The 24,791-nt window shown below is 74.4% G+C and carries 20 protein-coding genes and 1 riboswitch; of the genes, 4 read left to right on the top strand and 16 right to left on the bottom strand.

The genetic code is table 11. The features are described from left to right. The first annotated feature begins 60 nt into the window (after positions 1-60). A complete protein-coding gene (locus JK361_RS17310) occupies positions 61-1,152 on the top strand; it encodes an amidohydrolase family protein (protein ID WP_201818721.1) in 1,092 nt (363 codons plus the stop codon). 134 nt (positions 1,153-1,286) lie between these two features. Beyond that, a complete protein-coding gene (locus JK361_RS17315) occupies positions 1,287-2,195 on the top strand; it encodes an SCO1860 family LAETG-anchored protein (RefSeq protein WP_201818723.1) in 909 nt (302 codons plus the stop codon). A gap of 354 nt (positions 2,196-2,549) precedes the next feature. Here the strand turns inward: JK361_RS17315 and cobC are convergent, their stop codons facing one another. From cobC to cobM, 6 genes are read right to left on the bottom strand one after another with little or no spacing between them, the layout of a single operon-like run. After that, positions 2,550-3,644, bottom strand: coding sequence for an Rv2231c family histidinol phosphate aminotransferase CobC (gene cobC / locus JK361_RS17320; RefSeq protein WP_201818725.1), 1,095 nt, complete (start codon positions 3,642-3,644; stop codon positions 2,550-2,552). After that, on the bottom strand, positions 3,634-4,551 hold the full coding sequence (locus tag JK361_RS17325; protein WP_201818727.1) for a sirohydrochlorin chelatase: 918 nt from the start codon (positions 4,549-4,551) through the stop codon (positions 3,634-3,636). The genes cobC and JK361_RS17325 overlap by 11 nt, the downstream gene beginning before the upstream one ends. Beyond that, entirely contained in the window at positions 4,548-5,144 is a 597-nt protein-coding gene (locus tag JK361_RS17330) for a precorrin-8X methylmutase (RefSeq protein ID WP_201818729.1), read from the bottom strand. Before JK361_RS17330 ends, JK361_RS17325 begins: the two co-directional genes overlap by 4 nt. Next, positions 5,141-6,832, bottom strand: coding sequence for a precorrin-3B C(17)-methyltransferase (cobJ, locus tag JK361_RS17335; protein ID WP_201818731.1), 1,692 nt, complete (start codon positions 6,830-6,832; stop codon positions 5,141-5,143). The genes JK361_RS17330 and cobJ overlap by 4 nt, the downstream gene beginning before the upstream one ends. Continuing rightward, positions 6,829-8,061 (bottom strand): precorrin-6y C5,15-methyltransferase (decarboxylating) subunit CbiE, encoded by a 1,233-nt coding sequence (gene cbiE, locus JK361_RS17340; RefSeq protein WP_201818733.1) that lies wholly within the window; start codon positions 8,059-8,061, stop codon positions 6,829-6,831. Before cbiE ends, cobJ begins: the two co-directional genes overlap by 4 nt. Further along, a complete protein-coding gene (cobM, locus tag JK361_RS17345; protein ID WP_201818736.1) occupies positions 8,058-8,876 on the bottom strand; it encodes a precorrin-4 C(11)-methyltransferase in 819 nt (272 codons plus the stop codon). Before cobM ends, cbiE begins: the two co-directional genes overlap by 4 nt. Positions 8,877-8,967: 91 nt before the next feature. On the opposite strand from cobM, the gene JK361_RS17350 reads away from it, so the two are divergent. Beyond that, positions 8,968-9,699 (top strand): ZIP family metal transporter, encoded by a 732-nt coding sequence (locus JK361_RS17350; RefSeq protein ID WP_201818743.1) that lies wholly within the window; start codon positions 8,968-8,970, stop codon positions 9,697-9,699. Between the two features lie 14 nt (positions 9,700-9,713). Here the strand turns inward: JK361_RS17350 and cobI are convergent, their stop codons facing one another. The 10 genes from cobI to JK361_RS17400 all read right to left on the bottom strand — a co-directional run bounded on the left by cobI (position 9,714) and on the right by JK361_RS17400 (position 23,397). Further along, positions 9,714-10,463, bottom strand: coding sequence for a precorrin-2 C(20)-methyltransferase (gene cobI, locus JK361_RS17355; RefSeq protein ID WP_201818745.1), 750 nt, complete (start codon positions 10,461-10,463; stop codon positions 9,714-9,716). After that, positions 10,460-11,965, bottom strand: coding sequence for a cobyrinic acid a,c-diamide synthase CobB (locus JK361_RS17360; protein ID WP_201818747.1), 1,506 nt, complete (start codon positions 11,963-11,965; stop codon positions 10,460-10,462). The genes cobI and JK361_RS17360 overlap by 4 nt, the downstream gene beginning before the upstream one ends. Next, on the bottom strand, positions 11,965-12,564 hold the full coding sequence (cobO, locus tag JK361_RS17365) for a cob(I)yrinic acid a,c-diamide adenosyltransferase (protein ID WP_201818749.1): 600 nt from the start codon (positions 12,562-12,564) through the stop codon (positions 11,965-11,967). Before cobO ends, JK361_RS17360 begins: the two co-directional genes overlap by 1 nt. After that, positions 12,564-14,561 (bottom strand): putative cobaltochelatase, encoded by a 1,998-nt coding sequence (locus tag JK361_RS17370; protein WP_201818750.1) that lies wholly within the window; start codon positions 14,559-14,561, stop codon positions 12,564-12,566. The genes cobO and JK361_RS17370 overlap by 1 nt, the downstream gene beginning before the upstream one ends. After that, positions 14,558-18,223, bottom strand: coding sequence for a cobaltochelatase subunit CobN (cobN, locus tag JK361_RS17375; protein WP_201818752.1), 3,666 nt, complete (start codon positions 18,221-18,223; stop codon positions 14,558-14,560). Before cobN ends, JK361_RS17370 begins: the two co-directional genes overlap by 4 nt. Further along, entirely contained in the window at positions 18,220-19,728 is a 1,509-nt protein-coding gene (locus JK361_RS17380; RefSeq protein WP_201818754.1) for a cobyric acid synthase, read from the bottom strand. The genes cobN and JK361_RS17380 overlap by 4 nt, the downstream gene beginning before the upstream one ends. Further along, positions 19,725-20,669, bottom strand: coding sequence for a cobalamin biosynthesis protein (locus tag JK361_RS17385; RefSeq protein ID WP_201818756.1), 945 nt, complete (start codon positions 20,667-20,669; stop codon positions 19,725-19,727). The genes JK361_RS17380 and JK361_RS17385 overlap by 4 nt, the downstream gene beginning before the upstream one ends. A 99-nt stretch (positions 20,670-20,768) precedes the next feature. Next, a riboswitch (cobalamin riboswitch) is annotated at positions 20,769-20,909 on the bottom strand. Between the two features lie 170 nt (positions 20,910-21,079). Then, entirely contained in the window at positions 21,080-21,307 is a 228-nt protein-coding gene (locus JK361_RS17390) for a hypothetical protein (RefSeq protein WP_201818759.1), read from the bottom strand. A 33-nt stretch (positions 21,308-21,340) separates the two neighbouring features. Then, positions 21,341-22,585, bottom strand: a complete 1,245-nt coding sequence (locus tag JK361_RS17395; protein ID WP_201818761.1) for an inorganic phosphate transporter — start codon at positions 22,583-22,585, stop codon at positions 21,341-21,343. Positions 22,586-22,728: 143 nt separating this feature from the next. Continuing rightward, positions 22,729-23,397 (bottom strand): lysozyme, encoded by a 669-nt coding sequence (locus JK361_RS17400; protein WP_236053159.1) that lies wholly within the window; start codon positions 23,395-23,397, stop codon positions 22,729-22,731. Between the two features lie 546 nt (positions 23,398-23,943). On the opposite strand from JK361_RS17400, the gene JK361_RS17405 reads away from it, so the two are divergent. Beyond that, a complete protein-coding gene (locus JK361_RS17405) occupies positions 23,944-24,633 on the top strand; it encodes a class II aldolase/adducin family protein (RefSeq protein WP_201818763.1) in 690 nt (229 codons plus the stop codon). Positions 24,634-24,791 lie beyond the last annotated feature (158 nt).

Raw genomic sequence — 24,791 nt, forward strand, 5'->3', positions numbered from 1 at the left:
GCGGGCTCGCGGGTCCGCGGGCCCGGCATGATCCGAACGGCAGGCCCTAAGGTGCGGTACATGAGCGATCGCGCGGTGCTGCACGTGAAGGGCCGGGTCCTGGCGGGTCCGGACGACGTCCGGGACGAACTGTGGGTGGTCGGCGGCCGGATCTCCTACGAGCGCCCCGCCGGCGCCCGGGAGGTCCGGACCGTCGAGGGCTGGGCGCTGCCCGGCCTGGTCGACGCGCACTGCCATGTGGGCCTCGACGCGCACGGCCCGGTCGACGCGGAGACCGCCGAGAAGCAGGCCCGCACCGACCGGGAGGCGGGCACCCTGCTGATCCGGGACGCGGGCTCGCCCTCCGACACCCGCTGGATCGACGACCGGGACGATCTCCCGAAGATCATCCGGGCGGGCCGGCACATCGCCCGCACCCGCCGCTACATCCGCAACTACGCCTGGGAGATCGAACCGGACGACCTGGTGGCGTACGTCGCCCGGGAGGCCCGGCGCGGCGACGGCTGGGTCAAGCTGGTCGGCGACTGGATCGACCGCGACCTCGGCGACCTGTCGCCCTGCTGGCCCCGCGGGGCGGTCGAGGCGGCCATAGCCGAGGCCCACCGGCTCGGCGCCCGTGTCACCGCCCACTGCTTCGCCGAGAGTTCCCTGCGCGACCTGGTCGAGGCGGGCATCGACTGCATCGAGCACGCCACGGGCCTCACCGAGGACCTCGTCCCGCTGTTCGCCGAGCGGGGGGTCGCCATCGTCCCCACCCTCGTCAACATCGCCACCTTCCCCCGGCTCGCGGACGGCGGCGACCACAAGTTCCCGCGCTGGTCGGCCCATATGCGCCGGCTGCACGAGCGGCGCTACGACACCGTGCGCGGCGCCTACGACGCCGGCATCCCGGTCTACGTCGGCACGGACGCCGGCGGCTCGCTCGCCCACGGACTGGTCGCGGGGGAGGTCGCCGAACTCGTCAAGGCCGGCATCCCGCCCGTCGAGGCCCTCTCGGCGACGAGCTGGGGCGCCCGTGCCTGGCTCGGCCGGCCCGGCCTGGAGGAGGGCGCCCCGGCCGACCTGGTGGTGTACGAGGCCGATCCCCGGGCGGACGTGCGGGTGCTCGCGGCGCCGCGACGGGTGGTGCTCAACGGGCACGTCGTCGAGTAGATGTGCCCGTGATTCGAATCCACGTGCTAAATATCCACGTTTGAGTGAAGTGACCCTGGATAACTGACCGTTCACCCACAGTGCGTACAAGGTTGACGGGTCCCAAGCATGTCCCGTCTGGGGGTCCCACCGCCTTGAACAGCAAAAACTTCCGCATGCCCGCACGCCGCCTCGCCGCCCTCGTGACGGTCACCGCCCTCACCGCGGCGCCCGCGGTCCTGGGCGCGGGCGCGGCGCACGCGACCGGTGAGCACGGTCGCGCCTCCGCCGTCGTCCTGCGCACCGGGCTCGACGTGTCCCTGCTCAACAAGACCGTGAACGTCCCGCTCGCGGTCTCCCTCAACGAGGTCCAGGCACCGCGGAGCGCCGACAGGACCGCGCTCTCCGCCCGGCTCGACGGCGTGGACGGCGGCAAGCCGTTCACCGTGCTCGGCGCGGACGTCGCCGAGGCCGGGGCCACGGTCACGGCGCGGCGCGCCGAGGGCTCGGTCCGGGTCGCCCACGCCAAGCTGCACCTGCCGGGCCTGCCCCTGCTGTCCCTGATCGAGGCCGACACGATCACCGCCAAGGCCACCTGCGAGGCCGGCAAGGCACCGGCCGCCTCCGCGAACGTCCTCGGCACGGTCACCGTCCTCGGCAAGCGCGTCACGCTGACCGCCGGCGGCCCGACCGAGGTGAAGGTGCCCGGCGTCGGCGAGGTCCGCCTCGATCTCGCCCAGCGCACCACCACGACCCGTACCGCCGCCGCGACGGCCCTCGAACTCAAGGTCTCCGTCAACCCGCTGAAGCTCAACGTGGCCGACGTCGAGGGCACCGTGACCCTGGCCAAGGCCACCTGCGAGTCCCCGGCGGCGCCGCCCACCGGGAAGCCGGTGCCGAGCCACGACCCGGCCGCCGACGTCCGCCCGCAGGGCGCCCCGGCGCAGGCCGACCTCGCGGAGACCGGCGGCAGCTCCGCGACCCCCTACCTCGCGGGCGGTGCGCTGGCGCTGCTGCTGGTCGGCGGGGGAGCGGTGACGGTGGCCCGCCGCCGCAAGGGCTGACGCACCGCCCCGGCCGCTCCCTTCCGGCCGTCGGCCCGGATAGGGAGCGGCTCCCCGGCCCGCCGGGAGCGTGGCGGACCACCGGACCCCCGGACCACCGGACCAGCTGGTCCAGCGCGGCCTTGGCGTACCCCGGGGCCTCGGCGTCGAGGGGCTCGCCGTCCTGCCAGGCGGTGAAGCAGTCCGGGAAGGCCGGCCCGTCCAAGCCGAAGTGCCAAGCCGAAGCACCGGGCAAGAGGCCCCGGGCCGAAGCGCCGGGCCGGAGCCCCGGGCCTTTGGCCGACGGTTCGCCGGGGTGGGGTGGCCGGAGCAGGGCTCGGGCTCTCGGGCGGTGTGGGCCCGGAGGCCGGCCTCTCAGCCAGGCGAGACGGGTGGGGCGGTGGGCGGAGCCAGGGCGGCCGACAGGGCCTTCAGGAAGGCGTTCACCGTCGCTCGGTCCCGCACGGCGACCCGCACCCACTCCGCCCCGAGCCCCGGAAACGTGTCCCCACGCCGTACCGCGTAGCCCAGGTCGCGCAACCGCCGCCGTACCCCGGCCGCGTCCGGCACCCGCAGCAGCACGAACGGCCCCTCCGCAGGCTCCACCACCCGTACGCCACGGTCGGCGAAAGACGCCAGCCCGGCCACCAGGTACGCCCGGTCCCCGGCGACGCGATGCGCCGCGTGCCCGGCCTCGGCCAATGCCCGCGGCGCCATACACGCCCGAGCCGCGGCCAGCGCCGGCGTCGACACCGGCCACAGCGGCTGCGCCCGCTCCAGCTCGTCGATCACCTCGGGCGCGGCCAGCACATACCCGATGCGCAGCCCGGCCAGCCCCCACGTCTTGGTGAGGCTGCGCAGCACGACCAGACCCGGCACGTCGGTCCGCCCGGCCAGCGCCTCCCGCTCACCCGGCACGGCGTCCATGAACGCCTCGTCCACCACCAGGGTCCGCCCTGGCCGCGCGAGCCGTACGACCGTCTCCGCCGGATGCAGCACCGACGTCGGATTGGTCGGGTTGCCGATCACCACCAGGTCGGCTTCCTCCGGCACGGCCGCCGGGTCCAGCCGGAACCCGTCCTCCGCCCGCAGCAGCACCCGCTCCACCGTGTGCCCGGCGTCCCGCAGCGCGGCCTCCGGCTCCGTGAACTGCGGATGCACCACCACCGGCCGGCGGACCTTCGACGCGCGGGCGAGCAGCACGAACGCCTCCGCCGCCCCCGCCGTCAGCAGCACCCGCTCCACCGGCAGCCCGTGCCGCGCCGCCACCGCCGCCCGCGCGGCCCGCCCGTCCGGGTAGGCCGCGAGGGACGACAGGGAACCGGCGATCTCCTCCCGCAGCCAGGCCGGGGGCGTGTCCGCGCGGACGTTGACGGCGAGATCGACCAGCCCCGCCCCGTCGTCCCGTACCTCCGCGTCCCCGTGATGCCGCAGATCGGGCCCCACCCCGCCGGTGTCCTCAGTGCGCATGGCTGTGCGAGTGCCCACCGTGATGGTGATGCCCGTGCCCGTGGTGGTGACCGTCGTCGTCCGGGTGGAAGTGCGGCTGCTGCGGCAGCCCGACCTTGTCCTCGAAGCCCGGCAGCGCGATCCGGTACACGCACGAGTCGCAGTTCATCCGCAGATCGCCCTCGACGGCCTCCTCGTAACGCTCCATCACCAGGTCCAGCAGCTCCGGCTCGGGCCCGATGACGTCGGCCGACCGCACCTCGGTCTCCGGGTGCGCGGCGGCCCACTCCTCGGTCTGCCGCCGCACCCGGTCCGGCAGGATGCCGGTGAACAGGAAGTAGGGCAGGACGACGATCCGCCGCGCCCCCAGCCTCACGCACCGGTCCAGGCCGCTCGGCACGTCCGGCGCCGCCAGCGACACGAACGCCGTCTCCACACCGGCGTACCCACGGCCCTCCCACAGCAGCCGCGCCGCCTTGTGCACCTCGGCGTTGGCGTCGGGGTCCGTCGAGCCGCGCCCGACCAGCAGCACGGTCACCTCGGAGCGGTCCGCGCCGTCCAGCGCCTGGTCCAGGCGCCGCTCCAGCACGTTCAGCAGCGACGGGTGCGGACCCAGCGGACGTCCGTAGGTGTACGAGATCCCGGGGTGCCGCTCCTTCTCCCGGGCCAGCGCGGCCGGGATGTCGCCCTTGGCGTGCCCGGCGGACACCAGCATCAGCGGCACCGCGGCGAACCGGCGCACCCCCCGCTCGACCAGCTCGGTGACGGCCTCGCCCAGCGGCGGCGGGGACAGCTCGATGAAGCCGCCCGCGACGGGCAGCTCGGGGTGACGGCGGCCCAGCTCCCGGACGAAGTCGCGGAACGCCTCGGCTCCGGCGTCGTCACGGGTGCCGTGGCCGGCGATCAGCAGGGCGGGCGGGGTGGTCACGAGATCTCCTCAGACGAAACGGGGTGGTACAGCAGGGCGTTGAGCGCGGCGGAGGCGACCGCCGACCCGCCCTTCTCCGACACGTTGCTCACGGCGGGCAGCCCGCTCGCGCGCAGCGCCTCCTTGGACTCGACCGCGCCGACGAAGCCGACGGGCAGGCCGATGACGAGAGCGGGGGAGGCGTCCAGGGTCAGCAGCTCCTCCAGCGCGGTCGGGGCGTTGCCGATCACCCAGAGGGCGCCGGGCCCGACCTGTTCGTAGGCGAGCCGGATCCCGTGCGCCGAACGGGTCAGTCCGGGGCCGGCCGTGGCGTCCCTGAGCCGGCAGACGGTCTCCCTGCGCGTGATGCCGGCCCCCACCATCTCGACGTCCACGACGACCGGCGCCCCGGCGTGCAGCGCGGCGTGCGCCTTCACCAGGTCGTCCTCGTCCATGACCAGGTCGGTCGCGTACTCCAGGTCGGCGGCGGAGTGGATGACCCGCTCCACCACCGCCCGGGTCAGCGGCGGGAAGCGCGAGGTGTCCAGGCGGGCGCGCAGCCGCCGGTAGGACTCCTCCTCGATGGGATGGACCACACGGGCCGCACCGTTCACTTCGGCTCCTCCTGCCAGCGGTAGCCGCGCGGCGTCACCATGCGCCCCGCGATGTTCCGGGTCGCGGTGTTGCCCACGGTGACGACCGTCATCATGTCGACCGTCGCCGGGTCCAGTCCGGCGAGCGTGGTCAGCCGGCTCGACTCGTCCGGCCGGGACGCGTTGCGGACGACTCCGACGGGCGTCGCCGGCGCGCGGTGCTCGGCGAGGATGCCGAGCGCCTTCGGCAGCTGCCAGTCGCGGCCCCGGGAGCGCGGGTTGTAGAAGGTGACGACGATGTCCGCCTCGGCCGCCGCCCGCACCCGGCGCTCGATGACCTCCCACGGCGTGTGCAGGTCGGACAGGCTGATGGACACGTGGTCGTGGCCCAGCGGCGCGCCCAGGACCGCCCCGGCGGCCAGCGCGGCCGTCACCCCGGGCACCCCGACCACGTCGATGTCGTCCGAGGCCTCCGCGAGCGCCGGGGAGGCCATGGCGTACACGCCCGCGTCCCCGCTGCCGATCAGCGCCACCGCGTGCCCCTTGCGGGCCTCCGCGACCGCCGTACGGGCCCGCTCCTCCTCGGCGCCGAGCCCCGACTCCAGCACCCGGGTACCCGGCCGCAGCAGATCGCGGATCTGGTCCACGTACTGGTCGAGCCCGACCAGCACCGACGCCCGCCGCAGCTCGGCCGCGGCGCGCGGGGTGAGCAGGTCCCGGGCGCCCGGCCCGAGCCCGACCACCGCGAGCCGCCCGCGCCCGGGACGCCGTACCACGGCACAGGTCGCCATCGCCGGCTGCCCGTCCGCCCGCGCCGACTTCCGCTTGGGGACGACGAGTTCACCGCCGTGCACCAGCGCGGCGGCCTCCGCCACCGACGGCGTACCGACGGCCGCGAGCGGCGCGTCCGACGGGTTCGGCACCTCGACGCCGGCCAGCTCCTCGGCGGAGTACGTCACCAGCGGCACCCCGAGCCGCTCGGCGGCGGCCACGATGCCCGGCTCCTTGGCCTTGGCGTCCACGGTGGCGAGCAGGGCCACGGACTTCGGCGAGAGCCCCGCCTCCGCCAGCGCCTCCTCGACCAGCCCGAGCACCTCGGCCTCCGGCGCGCCCTTGGACGCACCGACCCCGACCACCAGCGACGGCGGCCTGAGCAGCACCTCGCGTTCACCGGGCGCGACGGCCCGGTCGGTGAGCCGGACGGTGTACCGCCCCTCGGGCGCGAGAGGCAGCGGCGGCAGCGGCCACGCCACCTCCGCCTCCAGCGCCACCGGCTCGCCGTCCAGCAGCGCCCGGGAGACCACGGCGACCGAGCCCTCGTACGGCAGCCCGAGCGTGTCCAGGCCGGGCAGTCCGGCCGCGTCCGTCGCCGTCGTCACCACCGGCTCCGCGCCCAGCAGGTCACCGACCTCGCGGGCCAGTTCGTTGGCGCCGCCGCCGTGCCCGCCGACCAGCGACACCGCGAACCGGCCGCCCTCGTCCACGCACACCACGCCCGGGTCGGCCGCCTTGTCGCCGAGCAGCGGAGCGAGCAGCCGTACCACCGCCCCCGTCGCCAGGAAGCACACCAGCTGCCCGCACTCGGCGAACGCGGCGCGCACGGCCTCCCCGACAGGACCCTCGTACACGCGCGTACGGTCCGGCCAGGCCGCGGCCAGCCGGTCCCGCGCCGCCGCTCCCGCCGCGGTGGCGGAAATGAGGCCGATCACTGGGCAACTCCTTCACTAGAGGCGGGGGTTCTGTCGCCCCACAGCAGAAACACAGGATTGGTCGCCGCCAGCCGGGTCACGTCCCCCGGCAGCGGCGCCAGGCGCGAGGACTGGAGCAGCACCCCGTCGCAGCCGAACCCGGCGGCCGTCAGCGCCTCGCGGGCCGCCGGCACCCGGTCCAGCGCGGCCACGGCGACCACGACCGTCCGCCGCGCCCGCCGCGCGCACGCGGTGACGACGGCGGGCAGCTCCCGGCCCCCGCCGCCGACGAACACCGAGTCCGGATCCGCCAGCCCCGCCAGGGCGGCCGGCGCCGAGCCGTGCACCACGTCCACGTCCACACCGTGGGCGTCCGCGTTGGCACGGATCCGCTCGACCCCGTCCGCGGCCTTCTCCACGGCGACGACGGCCGCGCCGAGCCGCGCGCACTCCACCGCGACCGAGCCCGACCCGGCGCCCACGTCCCACACCAGGTCGCCCAGCCGCGGCCCCAGCCGGGCCAGGGCCAGCGCCCGCACCTCGAACTTCGTGATCATCGAGTCCCGGTGCGTGAACTCGCCCTCGTCCAGCGCCCACCGGGCGGGCGCCTCCGGCACCGCGGCCACCGTGCGCACCGCACCGAGCGCCCGGGCCTCGTCCAGGCACAGCACCACGCTCACCGCCGTGCCCCAGTCCCGGGCAGCGGCCTCGGCGGCCGTCACCCGCTCCACGCGCTCCCGCTCCGGGTCGCCGAGGGCCCGCGCCACGACCAGGACCCGGTCACCGGGCAGCGCGGCGCCCAGCTCGGCGGGCCCGGCCCCCGGCCCGGTCAGCACGGCCACCTTCGGCCGCGCCCGGCACACGTTCACCGCCGTACGCAGATCCCGGCCGTGCGCGCTGACCACGACCGCGTCGTCCCAGGGCAGCCCGATCCGGGCGAAGGCGGCGGCCACGGAGGACACGCCCGGCCGCACGTCCAGCAGCCCGGCACCGAACCGCTCGGCCAGCGCCCGCACGATCCCGAGGAACCCCGGGTCGCCGGAGGCCAGCACGACGACCGGCAGCTCCTTGCCGACGTACTGCGCGACGGTGTCCAGGGCGGGCGCCAGCGGCCCGAGCACGACCCGTCCGGCGCCCTCCGGCACCCGTACGGCGTCCAGGTGCCGCCGCCCGCCGACGACCAGCGCGGCCCCGGCGAGGACGTCCTGCGGGACCGGCGCCCCGGTCCCCGTGCCGACGACCGTGATCAACTCTTCGCCCTCTGCTCACGCAGGGCCCGCCGCGCCTCCGGGTCCGCCTTCCGGTACCCGTGGAAGTGACCGGGGTGGTACAGGTGCGAGCGGGTGCCGTGCGCGTCCAGCGCCGGGCCGACCAGGAACAGCGTGTGCTTCCACAGCTTGTGCTCCTTGACCGTCTCCTCCAGCGTGCCGATCGTGCACCGCACGACCAGCTCCTCCGGCCACGTCGCCTGGTACGCGACCACCACCGGGGTGTCCGTGGGGTAGCCGCCCTCCAGCAGCTCCCGCACCAGCTGCCCGCTGCGCGCCGCCGACAGGAAGACCGCCATGGTGGTGCCGTGGCGGGCGAACTCGCGCACCTCCTCGCCGGGCGGCATGGGCGTCTTTCCCCCGCCCAGCCGGGTCAGCACCACGGACTGCGCCACCTCGGGGATCGTCAGCTCGCGCTGCGCGAGCGCGGCCACGGCGGAGAAGGCGGACACGCCCGGGACGACCTCGGTCGCGATGCCGATCTCCCGGCAGCGGTCCAGCTGCTCCTGGGTGCCGCCCCACAGGGCCGGGTCACCGGAGTGGATCCGGGCGACCTTCAGTCCCTCCTCGCGCGCACGCCGGTACACGGCGACGACGTCCTCCAGGGACATGGCCGCCGAGTCCAGGATCTCGGCGCCCTCGCGGGCGTGGTCGAGGACCTCCGCCTGGACCAGACTCGCGGCCCAGATCACCACGTCGGCCTCGGCGATGGCCCTGGCGGCCCGGAACGTCAGCAGATCGGCGGCGCCGGGGCCGGCACCGACGAAGGTCACCTTGCCGGTGGGGGCATCGGCCATGGGGATCGGTCCTCTCCTACAAGTGCTACGAGTACTGCGGCTGCTGCTATCGGATGTGCGTGGACGCCGGTCCATCGGATACCAAGGGCCTATGGCGGTCTTCGTCGCGCTGGGCGCGTTCGTGATGACGCTGGCCGGCGGCTGGACGGCACAGCGCGTGACCGACCGCCGCCACCTGGTCCTGGGACTGGCCGGCGGGCTGATGCTGGGCGTGGTCGGCCTGGACCTGCTGCCGGAGGCACTGCACGCGGCCGACCGCGAGGTCTTCGGCGTACCCGCCGCCCTGCTGCTCTTCGTGGCCGGCTTCCTGCTGGCCCACCTGGGCGAGCGCACCCTGGCCGCGCGCCAGGCCGCGCACGGCGGCGCCGAGGAACACCACCACCGGGCGCCCGAGGTGGGTCTCGCGGCGGCCGGCGCGATGGTAGGCCACAGTGCCATGGACGGCGTGGCGATCGGCGCGGCCTTCCAGGTGGGCGGCGGCATGGGCACGGCCGTGGCGCTCGCCGTGATCGCCCACGACTTCGCCGACGGCTTCAACACCTTCACCATCACCAGCCTGTACGGCAACGCGCGCCGCCGGGCCGTCGGGATGCTGGTCGCCGACGCCTGCGCACCCGTGCTGGGCGCGCTGTCCACGGCCTTCTTCCGCATCCCCGAACCGGTGCTCGGCGGCTATCTCGGTCTCTTCGGCGGCGTACTGCTCTACCTCGCCGCCGCCGAGATCCTGCCCGAGGCCCACCACGAGCACCCGGCCCGCTCCACCCTGCTGTGCACGGTGGCCGGCGTCGCGTTCGTCTGGCTGGTGGTCGGCGTCTCCGGCTGACCGCGCGGACGGCGTCACAGCTTCCCGCCCCGGCCGTCGTCCCGCCGCGGCGGCGCGATCAGCGTCGACAGGTACGGCAGCGGCGTCCCGTCCAGCTCGGCGGCCGGCCGCACCGACTCCTCCGGCAGTCCCAGCGCCGAGCCCCACACGGCGTCCCCGAGCCGCCCGGTCTCCGCGAGCGCCTCGGCGACCTCGGCGGCCTGCCGGCCGAACTTGTACGCCACGACCGTGCCCGGACCGGCCAGCGCCTCCTTCAGCACGGCGGACCCGGCGGTGACCGGGACGAGGGTGAGCGGCTCGGTGCCCTCGGTCAGCACGGCCCCGGAGCGCGCCGCGAGGTCCTGCATCGCGGTGATCCCGGGCACGGTCGCAACGGTGACACCGGGCACCAGCTCCGCGATGGTCTGCGCGAGGTACGTGAACGTGGAGTACACGTTCGGGTCGCCGATGGTGGCGAAGGCGACCGACGCGTGCGAGCGCAGCAGGCCGGCGACCTGCTCGCCCGCCGCGTCCCAGGCCGCCTCGCGCCTCGTCCGGTCGGTCCGCTCGTTCAGCGCGAACACCACCCGGACGACCTTCTCCGCGGGCACGTAGTGCAGCACGGTCGCCTCGGCGCGGCCCGGCTCCCCGCCGTCCGTTCCGTCGGGTGCGGCCATGACGGGTACGACTACGACATCGGCGGCCCGCAGGGCATTGACCCCCTTGACGGTCACCAGTTCCGGATCACCGGGGCCGACCCCGACTCCGACCAGCGTGCTGCTCATGACGTCCGGCACCTCTCCACGAACCGACGGGCGACACCGGGCTCGGACGCCCAGTGCGTGTGCAGATAACTCGCGTGCACGCCCTGCTGTACGAAACCTTCGACCCGCCGGACCGGGGCCCGCATGCCCCAGGCGGGAGAAGCACCGGCGCCCGGCTCGACGACGGTGCGGTGGAACTCGTGGCCGCGCATCCGCGTCCCGGCCACCGCCAGCACGCTGTCGCCGACGGCCACGGCGTCCCGGTAGCCGAGGGTCAGCCGCTCGCTCATCCGCGCGGTGGCGTCCAGCACGCCGCACATGGGGCGGCCGTCCAGCTCCCGGCACAGATAGAGCAGGCCGGCACACTCGGCCGCCACCGGCGCCCCGGAGAGCGCCAGTGCGGCCACGGCCTTGCGCAGCGGCTCGTTGGCGGACAGCTCGCCCGCGTACACCTCGGGGAATCCGCCGCCGATGACCAGCCCGGCGGTGCCCTCGGGGAGTTCCTCGTCGCGCAGCGGATCGAAGGTGACGACCTCGGCGCCGGCGGCGGTGAGCAGTTCGGTGTGCTCGGCGTAGGAGAAGGTGAAGGCGGCCCCGCCGGCGACGGCCACAACGGGCACACGCTCCCGGACAGCCCGAGCCGACTCCTCGCCCCACTTGCCGGCCGCCCGAGCCGACTCCTCGCCCCGCTCCCCGACAGCCCGAGCCGACTCCTCGTCCCGCTTTCCAACCGGCCGAGCCGGCTCTTCGTCCCGCTTTCCAGCCGGGCGAGTCGGGTGGGTGGGTGGGCAAGCGGGGGTCCAGGGGGCGGAGCCCCCGGGAAGCTCCCCGGCAGCACGGGCCAGCGCCTCGACGGTGTCCAGGTCACACCCGGCGACCACCTGCGCAGCCATCGCCGCGACGGCCTCGACCGCGGCCGACCGCCGCTCGGCGACCGGCACCAGCCCAAGATGCCGAGAAGGCGTGTCCACCTGCCGCACCCGCCGCAAGGCACCCAGCACCGGCACCCCGGCCGAATCCAGCGCCTCCCGCAGCAGCTCCTCGTGCCGGTCCGACGCCACCTTGTTCAGGATGACGCCCCCGACCCGCACCTCCGGATCCCAGGACGCGAACCCGTGCACCAGCGCCGCGACCGACCGCGACTGCGAGGACGCGTCCACGACGAGCACCACCGGCGCCCGCAGCAGCTTGGCGACATGGGCGGTGGAGGCCAGCTCGCCTTCCCCCGCCGCCCCGTCGTACAGGCCCATCACACCCTCGACGACGGCGATGTCGCACCCCCGCGCCCCGTGCAGGAACAGCGGAGCGACCAGCTCCGGCCCGCACAGGTACGCGTCCAGGTTGCGCCCCGTCCGCCCGGTCGCGAGCGCGTGATACCCGGGGTCGATGTAGTCCGGCCCGACCTTGTGCGGGGACACGGCGAGCCCCCGCGCGGCGAACGCGGCCATCAGCCCCGTGGCCACGGTGGTCTTGCCGCTGCCCGAGGAGGGCGCGGCGACGACCAGCCGGGGCACCGACGACATCACCACTCGATGCCCTTCTGGCCCTTCTGACCCACGTCCATGGGGTGCTTGACCTTGGACATGTCGGTGACGAGGTCGGCGAAGTCCACCAGCTTCTCCGGCGCGTTCCGCCCGGTGATCACCACGTGCTGGGTGCCGGGACGGTCGCGCAGCACCTCGATCACCTCGTCGGTGTCGACCCAGCCCCAGTGCATCGGATACGCGAACTCGTCCAGCACGTACAGCCGGTACGTCTCGGCGGCCAGGTCCCGCTTGACCTGCTCCCAGCCCTCCCGGGCCTTCTCCTCGTTGTCCATCTGGGCGTCCCGCTGGACCCACGACCAGCCCTCGCCCATCTTGTGCCAGTCGACGGTGCCGCCCTCACCGGAGGCGCCGAGCACCCGCAGCGCGTTCTCCTCGCCGACCTTCCACTTCGCCGACTTGACGAACTGGAACACCCCGATGGGCCAGCCCTGGTTCCAGGCGCGCAGCGCGAGCCCGAACGCGGCGGTGGACTTGCCCTTGCCGACGCCCGTGTGCACGACGACCAGCGGACGGTTCCGCCGCTGGCGGGTCGTCAGGCCGTCGTCCGGTACGACACTCGGCTGTCCCTGCGGCATTACGCGGCCCTCCTCGACGTCGTTCCCCGCACATCCCTGACCAGCCCGGCGATCGAGTCGGCCCGCAGCTCGTCCAGCGTCACCGCCGTACCGCCCAGCTCACCCGCGAGCTGCCCGGCGAGCCCCAGCCGCACCGGACCCGACTCGCAGTCCACGACCACCGAGGCGGTGCCCTCGGCCGCGAACAGCCGTGCCGCCCGCCCCGCCAGCGCGACCGGCTCCAGACCACCCGTGGCCCGCCCGTCCGTCACCACCACGACCAGCGCCCGCCGCGCCGGATCCCGCAGCCGCTCCACCCGCAGCACCTCGTGCGCCTTCAGCAGCCCGGCGGCCAGCGGCGTACGTCCGCCGGTCGGCAGTGACTCCAGCCGCGCGGCGGCGGCGTCCACGGACGACGTCGGCGGCAGCGCCACGTCCGCGCCGGAGCCCCGGAAGGTCACCAGACCGACCTTGTCCCGCCGCTGGTAGGCGTCGAGCAGCAGCGACAGGACGGCACCCTTCACGGCGCTCATCCGCTGCCGCGCCGCCATCGACCCCGAGGCGTCCACCACGAACAGCACGAGGTTGCCCTCGCGCCCCTCCCGGGCCGCCTGCCGCAGATCGTCCCGGCGGATCACCAGCCCCGGCCCGGACCGGCCGCGCGCCCGCTGATGCGGGGCCGCGGCCTGCACGGTCGCGGCCAGATGCAGCTTGGTCAGCGTGCCCCGGGGCCGCCGGGCCCCGGTAGTCCGGCCGTGCTCGGTCCGTGCCCGCGACCGCCGCCCGGCGGCACCCTCGCCGATGCCGGGCACGCTCAGCACCTTGGTCCGGAACGGCTCGGCGGCCCGTACGGCCGACTGCTCCTGCCCGCCGGACGGCTGCGGCTGCCCGCCCTCACCGGCCTCGGGCTGCGCGGCGGAGCCCCCGTCGCCCTGCGGACCGCCGTCCGGCGCCGGCTGCCCGCCGCCGCCCCCGGGACCGTCGGGATCGGGGTCGTCGTCGCCGTCGCCGGCGTACTCCTCCAGCGTCTCGTCCAGCTTGTCCTCGTCCAGACCCGGCGCGTCGAACGGGTTCCGGCGGCGCCGGTGCGGCAGCGCCAGCAGGGCCGCCTGCCGCACGTCCTCGGCGAGCACGTCGGTCCGTCCGGCCCACGCGGCCAGCGCGCCGGCGGTGCGCGCCATCACGATGTCGGCGCGCATGCCGTCCACCTCGAACGCCGCGCAGGTCGCCGCGATCTGCCGCAGCGCACCGTCACCCAGCCGCACCCGCGGCAGCAGCTCCCGGGCCGCCACGATGCGCTGCCGTACGGCGGCCTCCTCCTCCGCCCAGCGTGCGGCGAAGCCGGCGGGGTCGTCGTCGTAGGCCAGCCGGCGCCGGACGACCTCCACCCGCTGGTCGGGTTCGCGGGAGGCCGCGACCTCCACGGTGAGGCCGAACCGGTCCAGCAACTGCGGGCGCAGCTCGCCCTCTTCGGGGTTCATGGTCCCCACGAGCAGGAAGCGGGCCGCGTGCCGCACGGACACACCCTCGCGCTCCACGTAGGAGGCGCCCATCGCCGCCGCGTCCAGCAGCAGGTCCACCAGGTGGTCGTGGAGGAGGTTGACCTCGTCGACGTACAGGATGCCGCGGTGCGCGTCGGCCAGCAGACCCGGCTCGAACGCCTTCACGCCCTCGGCGAGCGCCCGCTCGATGTCGAGGGCGCCGACCAGCCGGTCCTCGGAGGCGCCGACGGGCAGCTCGACCATCCGCGCGGGACGCCCGGTGCCGCCGCCGGCCTCGTGCGGCCCGTCCGGGCACGCGGGATCCGGGGAGGCCGGGTCGCAGGAGAACCGGCAGCCGGGCACGACGGCCACGTGCGGCAGCAGCGCCGACAGCGCCCGTACCGCCGTGGACTTCGCGGTGCCCTTCTCGCCGCGCACCAGCACACCGCCGACCGCCGGCGACACGGCGTTCAGCAGCAGCGCGAGCCGCAGATCGTCCTGCCCGACGACGGCCGTAAAGGGGAACGGGGTGGTCACTGGTCGCCCTCCAAGTCGCCTTCCAGCTCCAGGTACGTGGCGCGCAGCCGCTCCAGCGTGTCCGCGTCCGGCTCCGCCCACAGCCCGCGGTCCGCCGCCTCGAGGAGCCGCTCGGTGACACCCCGCAGGGCCCACGGGTTGGACTTCTTCATGAAGTCCCGGTTCTCCGGGTCGAAGACGTACTCCGCGCTGAGCTTCTCGTACATCCAGTCGTCGACCACGCCGGCCGTCGCGTCGTACCCGAAGAGGTAGTCCACGGTCGCCGCCATCTCGAAGGCGCCCTTGTAGCCGTGCCGGCGCATGGCCGCCATCCAGCGCGGGTTGACCACCCGGGCCCGGAAGACGCGGTGCGTCTCCTCGCCCAGCGTGCGGGTCTTCACCTGGTCCGGTACGGCGCTGTCGCCCACGTACGCCTCGGGGTTGGCGCCCGTCAGATGGCGGACCATGGCGACCATGCCGCCGTGGTACTGGAAGTAGTCGTCGGCGTCGACCAGGTCGTGCTCACGGGTGTCCACGTTCTTCGCGGCGACCGCGATCCGCTTGAACGCCGTCTCCATGTCCCCGCGCGCCGCCCGCCCGTCGAGGCCGCGCCCGTAGGCGTAGCCGCCCCACACCGCGTACACCTCGGCCAGGTCGGCGTCGGAGCGCCAGTTGCGGGCGTCGATCAGCGGCAGCAGACCGGCACCGTAGGCCCCCGGCTTGGAGCCGAAGACACGGGCCGTGGCCCGGCGCCGGTCGCCGTGCCCGGCGGTGTCCTCGTCCACGTGCGCCCGCACGTAGTTGGCCTCGGCCGGCTCGTCCAGCTCGGCCACCGCCCGCACCGCGTCGTCGATCAGCCCGACCACGTGCGGGAACGCGTCCCGGAAGAAGCCGGAGATCCGGACGGTCACGTCGATGCGCGGCCGGCCCAGCTCCGCCGGGGGGATCACCTCGAAGCCGGTCACGCGGCGCGAGGCGTCGTCCCACACCGGGCGGCAGCCCAGCAGCGCCAGGATCTCGGCGATGTCGTCGCCCTGGGTGCGCATCGCGGACGTGCCCCACACGGTGAGGCCGACGGACTTCGGGTACTCGCCGGTGTCCTGGAGGTAGCGGGCGACCAGGGAGTCCGCGAGCGACTGGCCGACCTCCCAGCTCAGCCGGGACGGAATGGCCTTGGGGTCGACCGAGTAGAAGTTGCGGCCCGTCGGCAGCACGTTCACCAGACCGCGGGTCGGCGAGCCCGAGGGACCGGCCGGGACGTAACCGCCGTTCAGCGCCCGCAGGATGTGCCCGATCTCGTCGGTGGTCCTCGCCAGACGCGGGACGACTTCGTCGCACGCGAACTCCAGCACGGCGACCGCCTGCGGGAGTTCGGTGCCGAGCACGCCCCGCAGGACCGCGGGCACGACCGCACGGTCCCACGCCCGCGCCTCCATGCCCTCGGCGATCCGCCGGCACAGCTGCTCCAGCAGGTCGATCGTGTCGGCGGCGGTCCGGGACGGGCCGTCGGCCAGGTCGGTCAGCTCGACCGGCACCTTCACCGGAGCGCCGGGCTCGGCCAGCAGCTCCTTCTCGTCCAGACCGTAGTGGGCCGCCAGCGAGGCCCGTAGGCCCGGGAGCGCGTTCGCCTGCCCGCCCCACACCTGGGAGGCGCGCAGCACGGCCAGGACGAGGTTCACGCGCGGCTCGCCGACCGGCCCGCCGCCGAGGATGTGCAGGCCGTCGCGGATCTGCACGTCCTTGATCTCGCACAGATAGCCGTCGATGTGCATGACGAACTCGTCGAACTCGTCGTCGTCCGGCTGCTCGTTCACGTGCAGGTCGTGGTGCAGCTCGGCCGCCTTGACCAGGGTCCAGATCTGGGCGCGGACGGCCGGGGCCTTCGTCGGGTCCAGGTCGGAGACGAGCGCGTACTCGTCCAGCAGCTGTTCCAGCTTGGCCAGGTCGCCGTAGGTGTCCGCCCGGGCCATCGGCGGCACCAGGTGGTCGACCACCGTGGCGTGCCCGCGCCGCTTGGCCTGCGTGCCCTCGCCCGGGTCGTTGACGATGAACGGGTAGATGAGGGGCAGTTCGCCGAGCACGGCGTCCGGGGCGCAGCCGGCACTCAGGCCCAGGCCCTTGCCCGGCAGCCACTCCATCGTGCCGTGCTTGCCCATGTGCACGATCGCGTCGGCGCCGAAGCCCCCCTCCGATGTCGCGGCCTCCAGCCAGCGGTAGGCCGCCATGTAGTGGTGGGAGGGCGGCATGTCCGGGTCGTGGTAGATCGCGATCGGGTTCTCACCGAAGCCGCGCGGCGGCTGGATCATCACGACGACGTTCCCGAACTGCAAGGAGGCCAGCACGACGTCGTCGCCGTCCACGTACAGGCTGCCCGGCGGCTCGCCCCACGCCTCGGTCATCGCGTCCCGCAGCTCCGGGTCCAGCTTCTCGAACCAGGCCCGGTAGTCGGCCAGCGGCACCCGCGCGGGCGCGGCGGCCAGCTGCTCCTCGGTCAGCCACTCCACGTCGTGGCCGCCGGCCTCGATCAGCCGGTGGATCAGCTCGTCACCGTTGTCCGGGTACTCGGTGAGCCCGTACCCGGCGTCCCGCAGCGCGTCCAGCACCCGTACCGCCGACGCCGGCGTGTCCAGGCCGACCGCGTTGCCGACCCGTGAGTGCTTGGTCGGGTACGCGGTGAAGACGAGCGCGATCCTCTTCTCGGCGTTCGGCTTGTGCTTCAGCCGTGCGTGGCGCAGGGCGATTCCGGCCACCCGCGCGGCCCGCTCCGGGTCGGCGACGTACACCGGCACGTCGTCGGGGCCCTGCTCCTTGAAGGAGAACGGGACGGTGATCAGCCGGCCGTCGAACTCCGGGATCGCGACCTGCATCGCCGCGTCCATGGGGGACAGCGCCGCGTCGGACTCGTCCCACGCGGCCCGCGAGGAGGTGAGGCACAGGCCCTGGAGCACGGGCACGTCGAGGTCGGCGAGCGCGCCGATGTCCCAGGACTCCTCGTCGCCGCCCGCCGACGCCTGCGAGGCGTGGGTGCCGCCGGCCGCGAGCACGGTGGCCACCAGCGCGTCGGCCCGGCCCAGCAGTTCGTACAGCCCGGCGTCCGCGCCGCGCAGCGAACCGCAGTACACGGGGAGGGCGTTGGCGCCCCGCGCCTCGATCGCCTCGCACAGGGTGTCCACGAAGGCGGTGTTGCCGCTCAGTTCGTGCGCCCGGTAGAAGAGCACGCCCACGGTCGGGCGGCCCTCGCGGACCTCGTACGCGCCGTGCACGCCGAACTCCGGCATCCGGCGCGGCTCCTCGAAGCCCTCACCGGTCAGCAGCACGGTGTCCGACAGGAACCGGGACAGCTCCAGCAGGTTCTCCGGGCCGCCCTCGACCAGGTACTTCAGCGCCTCGGCGACCACACCGGCCGGCACGGACGACTCGGCCATCAGCTCCGCGTCCGGCACGGCCTCGCCGCCCAGCAGCACGGTCGGGATGCCGGACGCCCGCAGCGCGGCCAGCCCGTCCTCCCACGCCCGCTTGCCGCCCAGCAGGCGTACGACGGCGAGGTCCGCGCCCTCGATCAGGCCCGGCAGTTCCCCGGCGACGTCGACCCGGGTGGGGTTGCCGATGCGGTAACCGGCGCCGGAGGCCCGGGCCGCCAGCAGATCCGTGTCGGCGGTCGACAACAACAACACTGTGCTCATGCGGGCGCTCCCGGTGGAATGAAAGGCAGTCCTTGCGGCGCGCCCGACTCGATGAGCCGCATGAGCGCGTCCGTGTCCGCGTGCTGTTCGATCAGGTCGCCGAGCCGGTCGAGCTGCTCCTCGCGCAGCGCGGCGAAGGAGGTGTCGGGGGCCGGCACGAAGCGGCGGCCCGCGGCGGCGGCCACCTCGCGCAGGAAGGCCCGCCGGAAGCCGTCCGACTCCAGCGAACCGTGCCAGTGGGTGCCCCAGGTCTGCCCGACCCGGCAGCCGTCCAGGAAGGGTTCACCGCCGTCGACCGTGGCCACCCCGTGGTGGATCTCGTAGCCGTCGACGCGCTCGCCGAGGGCTTCCCCGCTCGGCCGGGTCAGGGTCTTCTCGCGGGCGAACCGCACGCGGACGGGCAGGATGCCGAGCCCCTCGACGTGCCCGGCGCGCGACTCGACCTCGTCCTCGATGTACTCGCCCAGCGCCTGGAAGCCGCCGCAGATGCCGAGGACGGGCCGCTGCTCGGCGGCCCTGCGCACAAGGGCGTCGGCGAGGCCCCGCTCCCGCAGCCACTGAAGTGCCCGGACGGTGCCGCGCGTTCCCGGGACGACCACGAGGTCCGCGTCGGCCAGTTCCTCCGGGCGGTCCACGAACCGCACCACGACACCCGGTTCGGCGGCGAGCGCGTCCACGTCCGTGAAGTTGGACATCAGCGGGATCGCGCACACGGCGACCCGCAGCACGTCCTCGCCGACGGGCGGGGCGACGGCCGACTCGCGGACGGTGCCCCGCAGGGACACCCTGAGGCCGTCCTCCTCGTCGATGCCGAGCCCGTGCCGGAACGGCAGCACGCCGTAGGAACGCCGCCCGGTGAGGCCGTGGAGCATGTCCAGCCCCGGCTCCAGCAGCGACACATCGCCCCGGAACTTGTTCACCAGGAACCCGGCGACCAGTTCCTGGTCCTCGGGCGACAGCAGCGCGACGGTCCCGAAGAAGGACGCGAAGACGCCCCCGCGGTCGATGTCGCCGACCACGAGCACGGGCAGCCGCGCACCCCGCGCGATGCCCATGTTGACGATGTCGGTCCGCCGCAGGTTGATCTCGGCCGGACTTCCCGCCCCCTCGCAGATCACCGCGTCATACGTGCCCCGCAACTCGGCCAGGCAGTCCAGCACCGTGCCGAGCAGCTTCTGCTGGCGCCCGCCGTGGTAGCCGCGCGCGCTCAGCTCGCCCACCGGCTTGCCCAGCAGCACCACTTGGCTGCTCTGCTCGCCACCGGGCTTGAGCAGCACCGGGTTCATCAGCGCGGTCGGCTCGATCCGGCACGCCTGGGCCTGCATGGCCTGCGCCCGGCCGATCTCGGCGCCCTCGCGGGTGACGAAGGAGTTGAGGGACATGTTCTGCGCCTTGAACGGCGCGACCTTCACGCCCTGGCGCACCAGCCAGCGGCAGATGCCGGCCGTCACGACGCTCTTGCCGGCGTCGGAGGTGGTGCCGGCGACGAGGAGACCACCGTTCACTTGCCACGTCCCTTCAGGAGTGCGCGCGCGGCGACCGTGGTGCCGAGGGCGAGCAGCCCGACGCGGCGGGAGAGCCGTACGGCCCGGGCGATGTCGGTGACGCGGACCGGCCGTCCGGTGGCGCCGTTGAGCACGGGGCGGTGTTCGACCCGGCCGCCGTAGGAGAGCGTCCCGCCCAGCCGGACGCCGAGGGCACCGGCGAAGGAGGCCTCCACGGGCCCGGCGTTGGGGCTCGGGTGCCTGCGGGCGTCGGCCTTCCAGGCGCGCAGGGCGCCGCGCGGATCGGGTCCGGCCGCCGCGGCGAGCATGGCGGTCAGCCGGGCGCCCGGCCAGCCGGCGACGTCGTCGAGGCGGGCTGAGGCCCAGCCGTAGCGCCGGTGGCGGGGCGACTTGTGGCCCACCATGGCGTCCAGGGTGTTGACCGCCCGGAACCCGAGGAGCCCGGGGATCCCGGCCACGGAGCCCCAGACGAGGGCGCCGACCACGGCGTCGGAGGTGTTCTCGGCGACCGACTCGACCACGGCCCGGGCGACACCGTCGGCGTCCAGCGCCTGCGGGTCCCGGCCGCACAGATGGGGCAGCCGGGCCCGGGCGGCCTCGACGTCCCCGGCCTCCAGGGCGCGTCCGACGGCGCGGGCCTCCCGGGCCAGCGAGGTGCCGCCGACGACGGCCCAGGTGGCAGCGGCGGTCAGCGCGACGGAAGCGGAACGGGAGGGGCGTACGGCGCGTGCGGCCAGCGCGCCGAGGGCGACGGCACCGCCGGCGCACACGGTGGTGTGCAGGGCGCCCCAGCCGCGGTGGTCGCGCCACAAGGCGCCTTCCACGGCTGCGGCCGCCCGGCCGAAGGCGGCGACCGGATGCCCGCGGCGCGGATCGCCGAGGAGCAGGTCACCGAGGACGCCGGCGGCGGCGCCGTACGCGTACGTGCGATCGGCACCCATCGGCTCAGCCGGCCGTGGGCACAGGAGCGGTCCTGGTACTGGTCCTTCGGCAGCCGGGCATGGCGATCTGTGTCCTCACTCAGGGTGTCCGCGCCCTGGTTCGACTGAATCGGCGGTGAGAGTTCCTGGCTCCCGGGGGTTCTTCCCCGGTGACAGTGGCGGGACCGCGCCGGATTCGCACCGGCTTCCTCTCTTGCCGCCGTACATGGCGTGGGCAGTCCACCACGCTCCCGGAACGGCCGTCAACTTGCCGTTGACCTGCATGGGGAGAGTGTGCCGATCCCCACACCAAGGGGCGTGCGGGTACGCCTGAGGCTCCCCTCCGGAACGACCGGAGGGGAGCCTCGGGGATGGCCGGCCGCAGAGCGGCCGAGGGCGCGGGCCGCACCCGCGCCATGATCAGGGGCCGGTCAGGGCTTGGCCACGATCAGGTAGATGCCGTACGCCACCGCCGCCGCGCAGGCCGCGAAGCAGACGTAGGCGCCGGTGACGGCGAGGCCGGCGGAGCCGCCCTGGGCCGCGGCCTTCTCGCGCCGCGCCAGACCGTTGATGCCGAGGGTGAACAGGGCCACCAGGCCCACCGTGAACACGAGGCTGACGCCGAAGACGGAGCCGATGGCCGCCCAGTCGATCTTCATGGGGATGCTTCCTTCAGTAACCGGTGCGCGGGGTCAGACCGTGGCGGCCGGCGGGGTGGCGGGAGCCGGCTCGGCGGCCGGGGCGGGGATCGTGGCCGTGAGGCTCTCGGCGACCGTGCCCGCGGGCGGCGGGGTCACGGCGGCGATGGCGGTGGTGACCACACCGGCCGGCTCCGTGGTCTCGGCGACGACGTTGGTGTGGTCGACGACCTCGCGGCGGGAGATCTTCCAGATCGCGGCGCTGGAGGCGATCAGGAAGACGGCGACGACGGCGGTGCCCCAGTCACCCAGGTCGGTGACGGACTCGGCGCCCGCGCCGACCAGCGCGGCGGCCGGGAGGGTGAGCAGCCAGGCGACGAGCATGCGGGTCGCGGTGGACCAGCGGACCACACCGCCCTTGCGGCCGAGGCCCGCGCCCATCACCGAGCCGGAGACGACATGGGTGGTGGAGAGGGAGAAGCCGAGGTGGGAGGAGGCCAGGATCGCGGTCGCGGCGCTGGTCTGGGCGGCGAAGCCCTGGCGCGGCTCCAGGTCGGTCAGTCCCTTGCCCATGGTGCGGATGATGCGCCAGCCGCCGATGTAGGTGCCGAGCGCGATGGCCAGGCCGGCGGAGAGGATCACCCAGGTGGGAGGGTTCGAGCCGGGGGCGATCGAGCCGCCCGCGATCAGCGCGAGGGTGATGATGCCCATCGTCTTCTGGGCGTCGTTGGTGCCGTGCGCGAGGGAGACCAGGCCGGCGGAGGCGATCTGGCCGGCCCGGTAGCCCTTGCGGGTGGCCTCGCCCTCGGCCTTGCCGCCTATGCCGTAGGAGAAGCGGGTGGCCAGCATCGAGGCGATGCCTGCCACGAGCGGCGCGGCGACCGCCGGGAGCAGCACCTTGGTGACCAGGACGTCACCGTGGACGGCACCGAAGCCGGCCGAGGCGACGGTGGCGCCGACCAGGCCGCCCATCAGGGCGTGCGAGGAGCTGGAGGGGAGGCCGACCAGCCAGGTCAGCAGGTTCCAGAGGATCGCGCCGACCAGGGCGGCGAAGATGACCTCGGGGCGGATGCCGGTCTCGTCGACGAGACCCTTGGAGATCGTGTTCGCGACCTCCACGGAGAGGAAGGCGCCCACAAGATTGAGGACGGCGGACATGGCCACCGCGATCTTGGGCTTCAGGGCGCCTGTGGAGATGGTGGTCGCCATCGCGTTCGCGGTGTCGTGGAAACCGTTCGTGAAATCGAACGCGAGTGCGGTTACCACCACAATCGCGAGGATCAGCGAGAAGCTTTCCATTTACCCAGGCAATCGTTCGAGGTCATTGGTTGGATGAACGTAGGCAACCTGGGTGAACGGAAGGTGAACTGAGCCGGGCGTGGGGGTGTCCGTAACGCGGGTTTGTGGTTCCGCTTTGCTCCCTCGGCCCAGACGTCCCTTGGCTACCGGCCCTGCGCGAAGATCCGCAGCCGGCTCAACGGCCCGTTGAAGAGATTCTGGTCACCCGGCAGCGCGCCCCTGGTGCCGTACTGCCAGAACGTCCAGTACCGCCAGCCGCCCGGCAGCGCCCCCGGCCGCGAGGTGCCGTGACGGGCGATCCACAGGGCGTGGCTCCCCGAGAACGCGCGGCTGTCGCCGGTGCACAGCTTCCACCACTGGGTCGTCGTGTAGATCACCGGGCGGCGGCCGGTCTCCCGCTCGATCTCGTCGCTGAACGACCGGATCCAGCGGACCATCCGCGCCTTGCCCAGTCCGTAGCACTGGTGCGCGCTGCTGTACGGGTTGTACTCGATGTCGAGCGCGGGCGGCAGCGTCCAGCCGTCGGCCCGCCAGTCGCCGCCGTGCCGCACGAAGTACCTGGCCTGTGCCGCGCCGGAGGACCGGTCCGGCCGGGCGAAGTGGTAAGCGCCCCGGAGCAGGCCCGCCTTGCGGGCGCCGGTGTACTGCCCGGAGAAATAGGGACTGTGGTAGTTCGTGGACTCGGTCGCTTTGATGTATACGAACCGTGCGCCCCCGGCCCGGGCCTCCGGCCAGTCCACGCGCTTCTGGTGGGACGACACGTCGTGGCCCTTCGGCTTCTTGGAGCGGCCCACGGCCGACACCGGCGGCATGACCGGCACCAGCAGCCCGGCCGGCTCCGTCAGGCCGGGCCGCGCCAGGGGTGCGGCGGGGTACATCGGGCCGGCCGGTGTCAGGGGTGCGGCGGGATCCCGGAGGGCGGCGGGGTACATCGGGCCGGCCGGTGCCAGGAGTGCGGCGGGATCCAGCGGGCCGGTCTGCCGCAGTGGCCGTGACCCCACGGACACCGGCGGTTCGCCCGGCACGCCCGTCACCGGTGGCTCGGCCCACGCGGTCGCGGTGCCCGAGAGTGCCAGGGCGGCCGCCGTGGCCGTCGCGAGGACACCGGCGCGGCGACGGGCAGGGGTGTGTTCACGAGCCATGCGTCTCCCCGGGATGGCGGACGACGTGCACCACCGCACTGGCGGGCGGCAGCGGTCGTCCCGTGGGCAAGAGGGATCATTGAAGGCCCGCCGATCACGGAATCCGCACCGAATTCAGGCGTTTCGCCCTGAAATCCGCCCGATCGGCCGTACGAATTCCGGACCGAAACGACCCGCCCGCCCGCTCCCCGCCGGCCCGGCTGGCAGGATCACCGCATGGCTGAACCGCGGCGGAACACGGCAGACGGGCGACAGGACGCGGAGCAGGACGCGGCACGCCTGTGGGACGACCTGGTCGGCACGGCGCGCCGGAGCGTCACCGACGGGCTGGTGGTCGGCACCTCCGGCAACGTCTCCGCCCGCATCGGGGACCTCGTGCTGGTCACCCCCTCGGGCGTCCCCTACGACCGGCTCACCCCGGGCGACATCACCGGCGTCGACCTCACCGGACGCCAGGTGCTCGGCACGCTCGTACCGACCAGCGAGCTGCCCATGCACCTCGCGGTCTACCGCACCACCGACGCCCGCGCCGTCGTCCACACCCACGCCGTGCACGCGACGGCCGTCTCCACGCTCGTGCCCGAGCTGCCGCTCGTCCACTACATGGCAGCCGTTCTGGGCGGCCCCGTACGGGTCGCCCCCTACGCCACCTACGGCACCGCCGAACTCGCCGAGCACATGCTCCGCGCCCTCACCGGCCGCTCCGGCTGCCTGCTCCAGAACCACGGCACGATCACCCACGGCGCCACGCTCGGCCAGGCGTACGACCGCACCGCCCAGCTGGAGTGGATGTGCCGGCTGTGGCTGACGGCGTCCTCGGTGCCCGGTCTGACACCGTCCCTGCTGACCGAGGCACAACTGGCGGAGGTCGGGGAACGCTTGAAGGGGTACGGCCAACGGAGGTGACCCCTTGCCGAGCAGCAACCCGTTCCGCTCCCTGCCGACGCCGCTCGCCCTGCTCCGCCGCACCCTCGCGCGGCGCGCCGGTTCCGGTCGGCACCACCTGATCCGCCACACCGGCGCCCGGCGACGGCGTACCCGGCCGGCGCCGCCGAACCCGCCCG

The organism is Streptomyces musisoli, from assembly GCF_016741855.1.
Taxonomy (GTDB): Bacteria; Actinomycetota; Actinomycetes; order Streptomycetales; family Streptomycetaceae; genus Streptomyces; species Streptomyces musisoli.

Bases quoted from the DNA above. Each gene is read 5' to 3' on its own strand.
- cobO (WP_201818749.1), bottom strand. From the start codon at position 12,564: ATGCCGCAGGGACAGCCGAGTGTCGTACCGGACGACGGCCTGACGACC.
- JK361_RS17360 (WP_201818747.1), bottom strand. From the start codon at position 11,965: ATGTCGTCGGTGCCCCGGCTGGTCGTCGCCGCGCCCTCCTCGGGCAGC.
- cobC (WP_201818725.1), bottom strand. From the start codon at position 3,644: ATGCGCACTGAGGACACCGGCGGGGTGGGGCCCGATCTGCGGCATCAC.
- JK361_RS17385 (WP_201818756.1), bottom strand. From the start codon at position 20,669: ATGGGTGCCGATCGCACGTACGCGTACGGCGCCGCCGCCGGCGTCCTC.
- JK361_RS17390 (WP_201818759.1), bottom strand. From the start codon at position 21,307: ATGAAGATCGACTGGGCGGCCATCGGCTCCGTCTTCGGCGTCAGCCTC.
- cobM (WP_201818736.1), bottom strand. From the start codon at position 8,876: ATGGCCGATGCCCCCACCGGCAAGGTGACCTTCGTCGGTGCCGGCCCC.
- JK361_RS17395 (WP_201818761.1), bottom strand. From the start codon at position 22,585: ATGGAAAGCTTCTCGCTGATCCTCGCGATTGTGGTGGTAACCGCACTC.
- cobN (WP_201818752.1), bottom strand. From the start codon at position 18,223: ATGAGCACAGTGTTGTTGTTGTCGACCGCCGACACGGATCTGCTGGCG.
- JK361_RS17350 (WP_201818743.1), top strand. From the start codon at position 8,968: ATGGCGGTCTTCGTCGCGCTGGGCGCGTTCGTGATGACGCTGGCCGGC.
- JK361_RS17400 (WP_236053159.1), bottom strand. From the start codon at position 23,397: ATGCCGCCGGTGTCGGCCGTGGGCCGCTCCAAGAAGCCGAAGGGCCAC.
- JK361_RS17310 (WP_201818721.1), top strand. From the start codon at position 61: ATGAGCGATCGCGCGGTGCTGCACGTGAAGGGCCGGGTCCTGGCGGGT.
- JK361_RS17405 (WP_201818763.1), top strand. From the start codon at position 23,944: ATGGCTGAACCGCGGCGGAACACGGCAGACGGGCGACAGGACGCGGAG.
- cobI (WP_201818745.1), bottom strand. From the start codon at position 10,463: ATGAGCAGCACGCTGGTCGGAGTCGGGGTCGGCCCCGGTGATCCGGAA.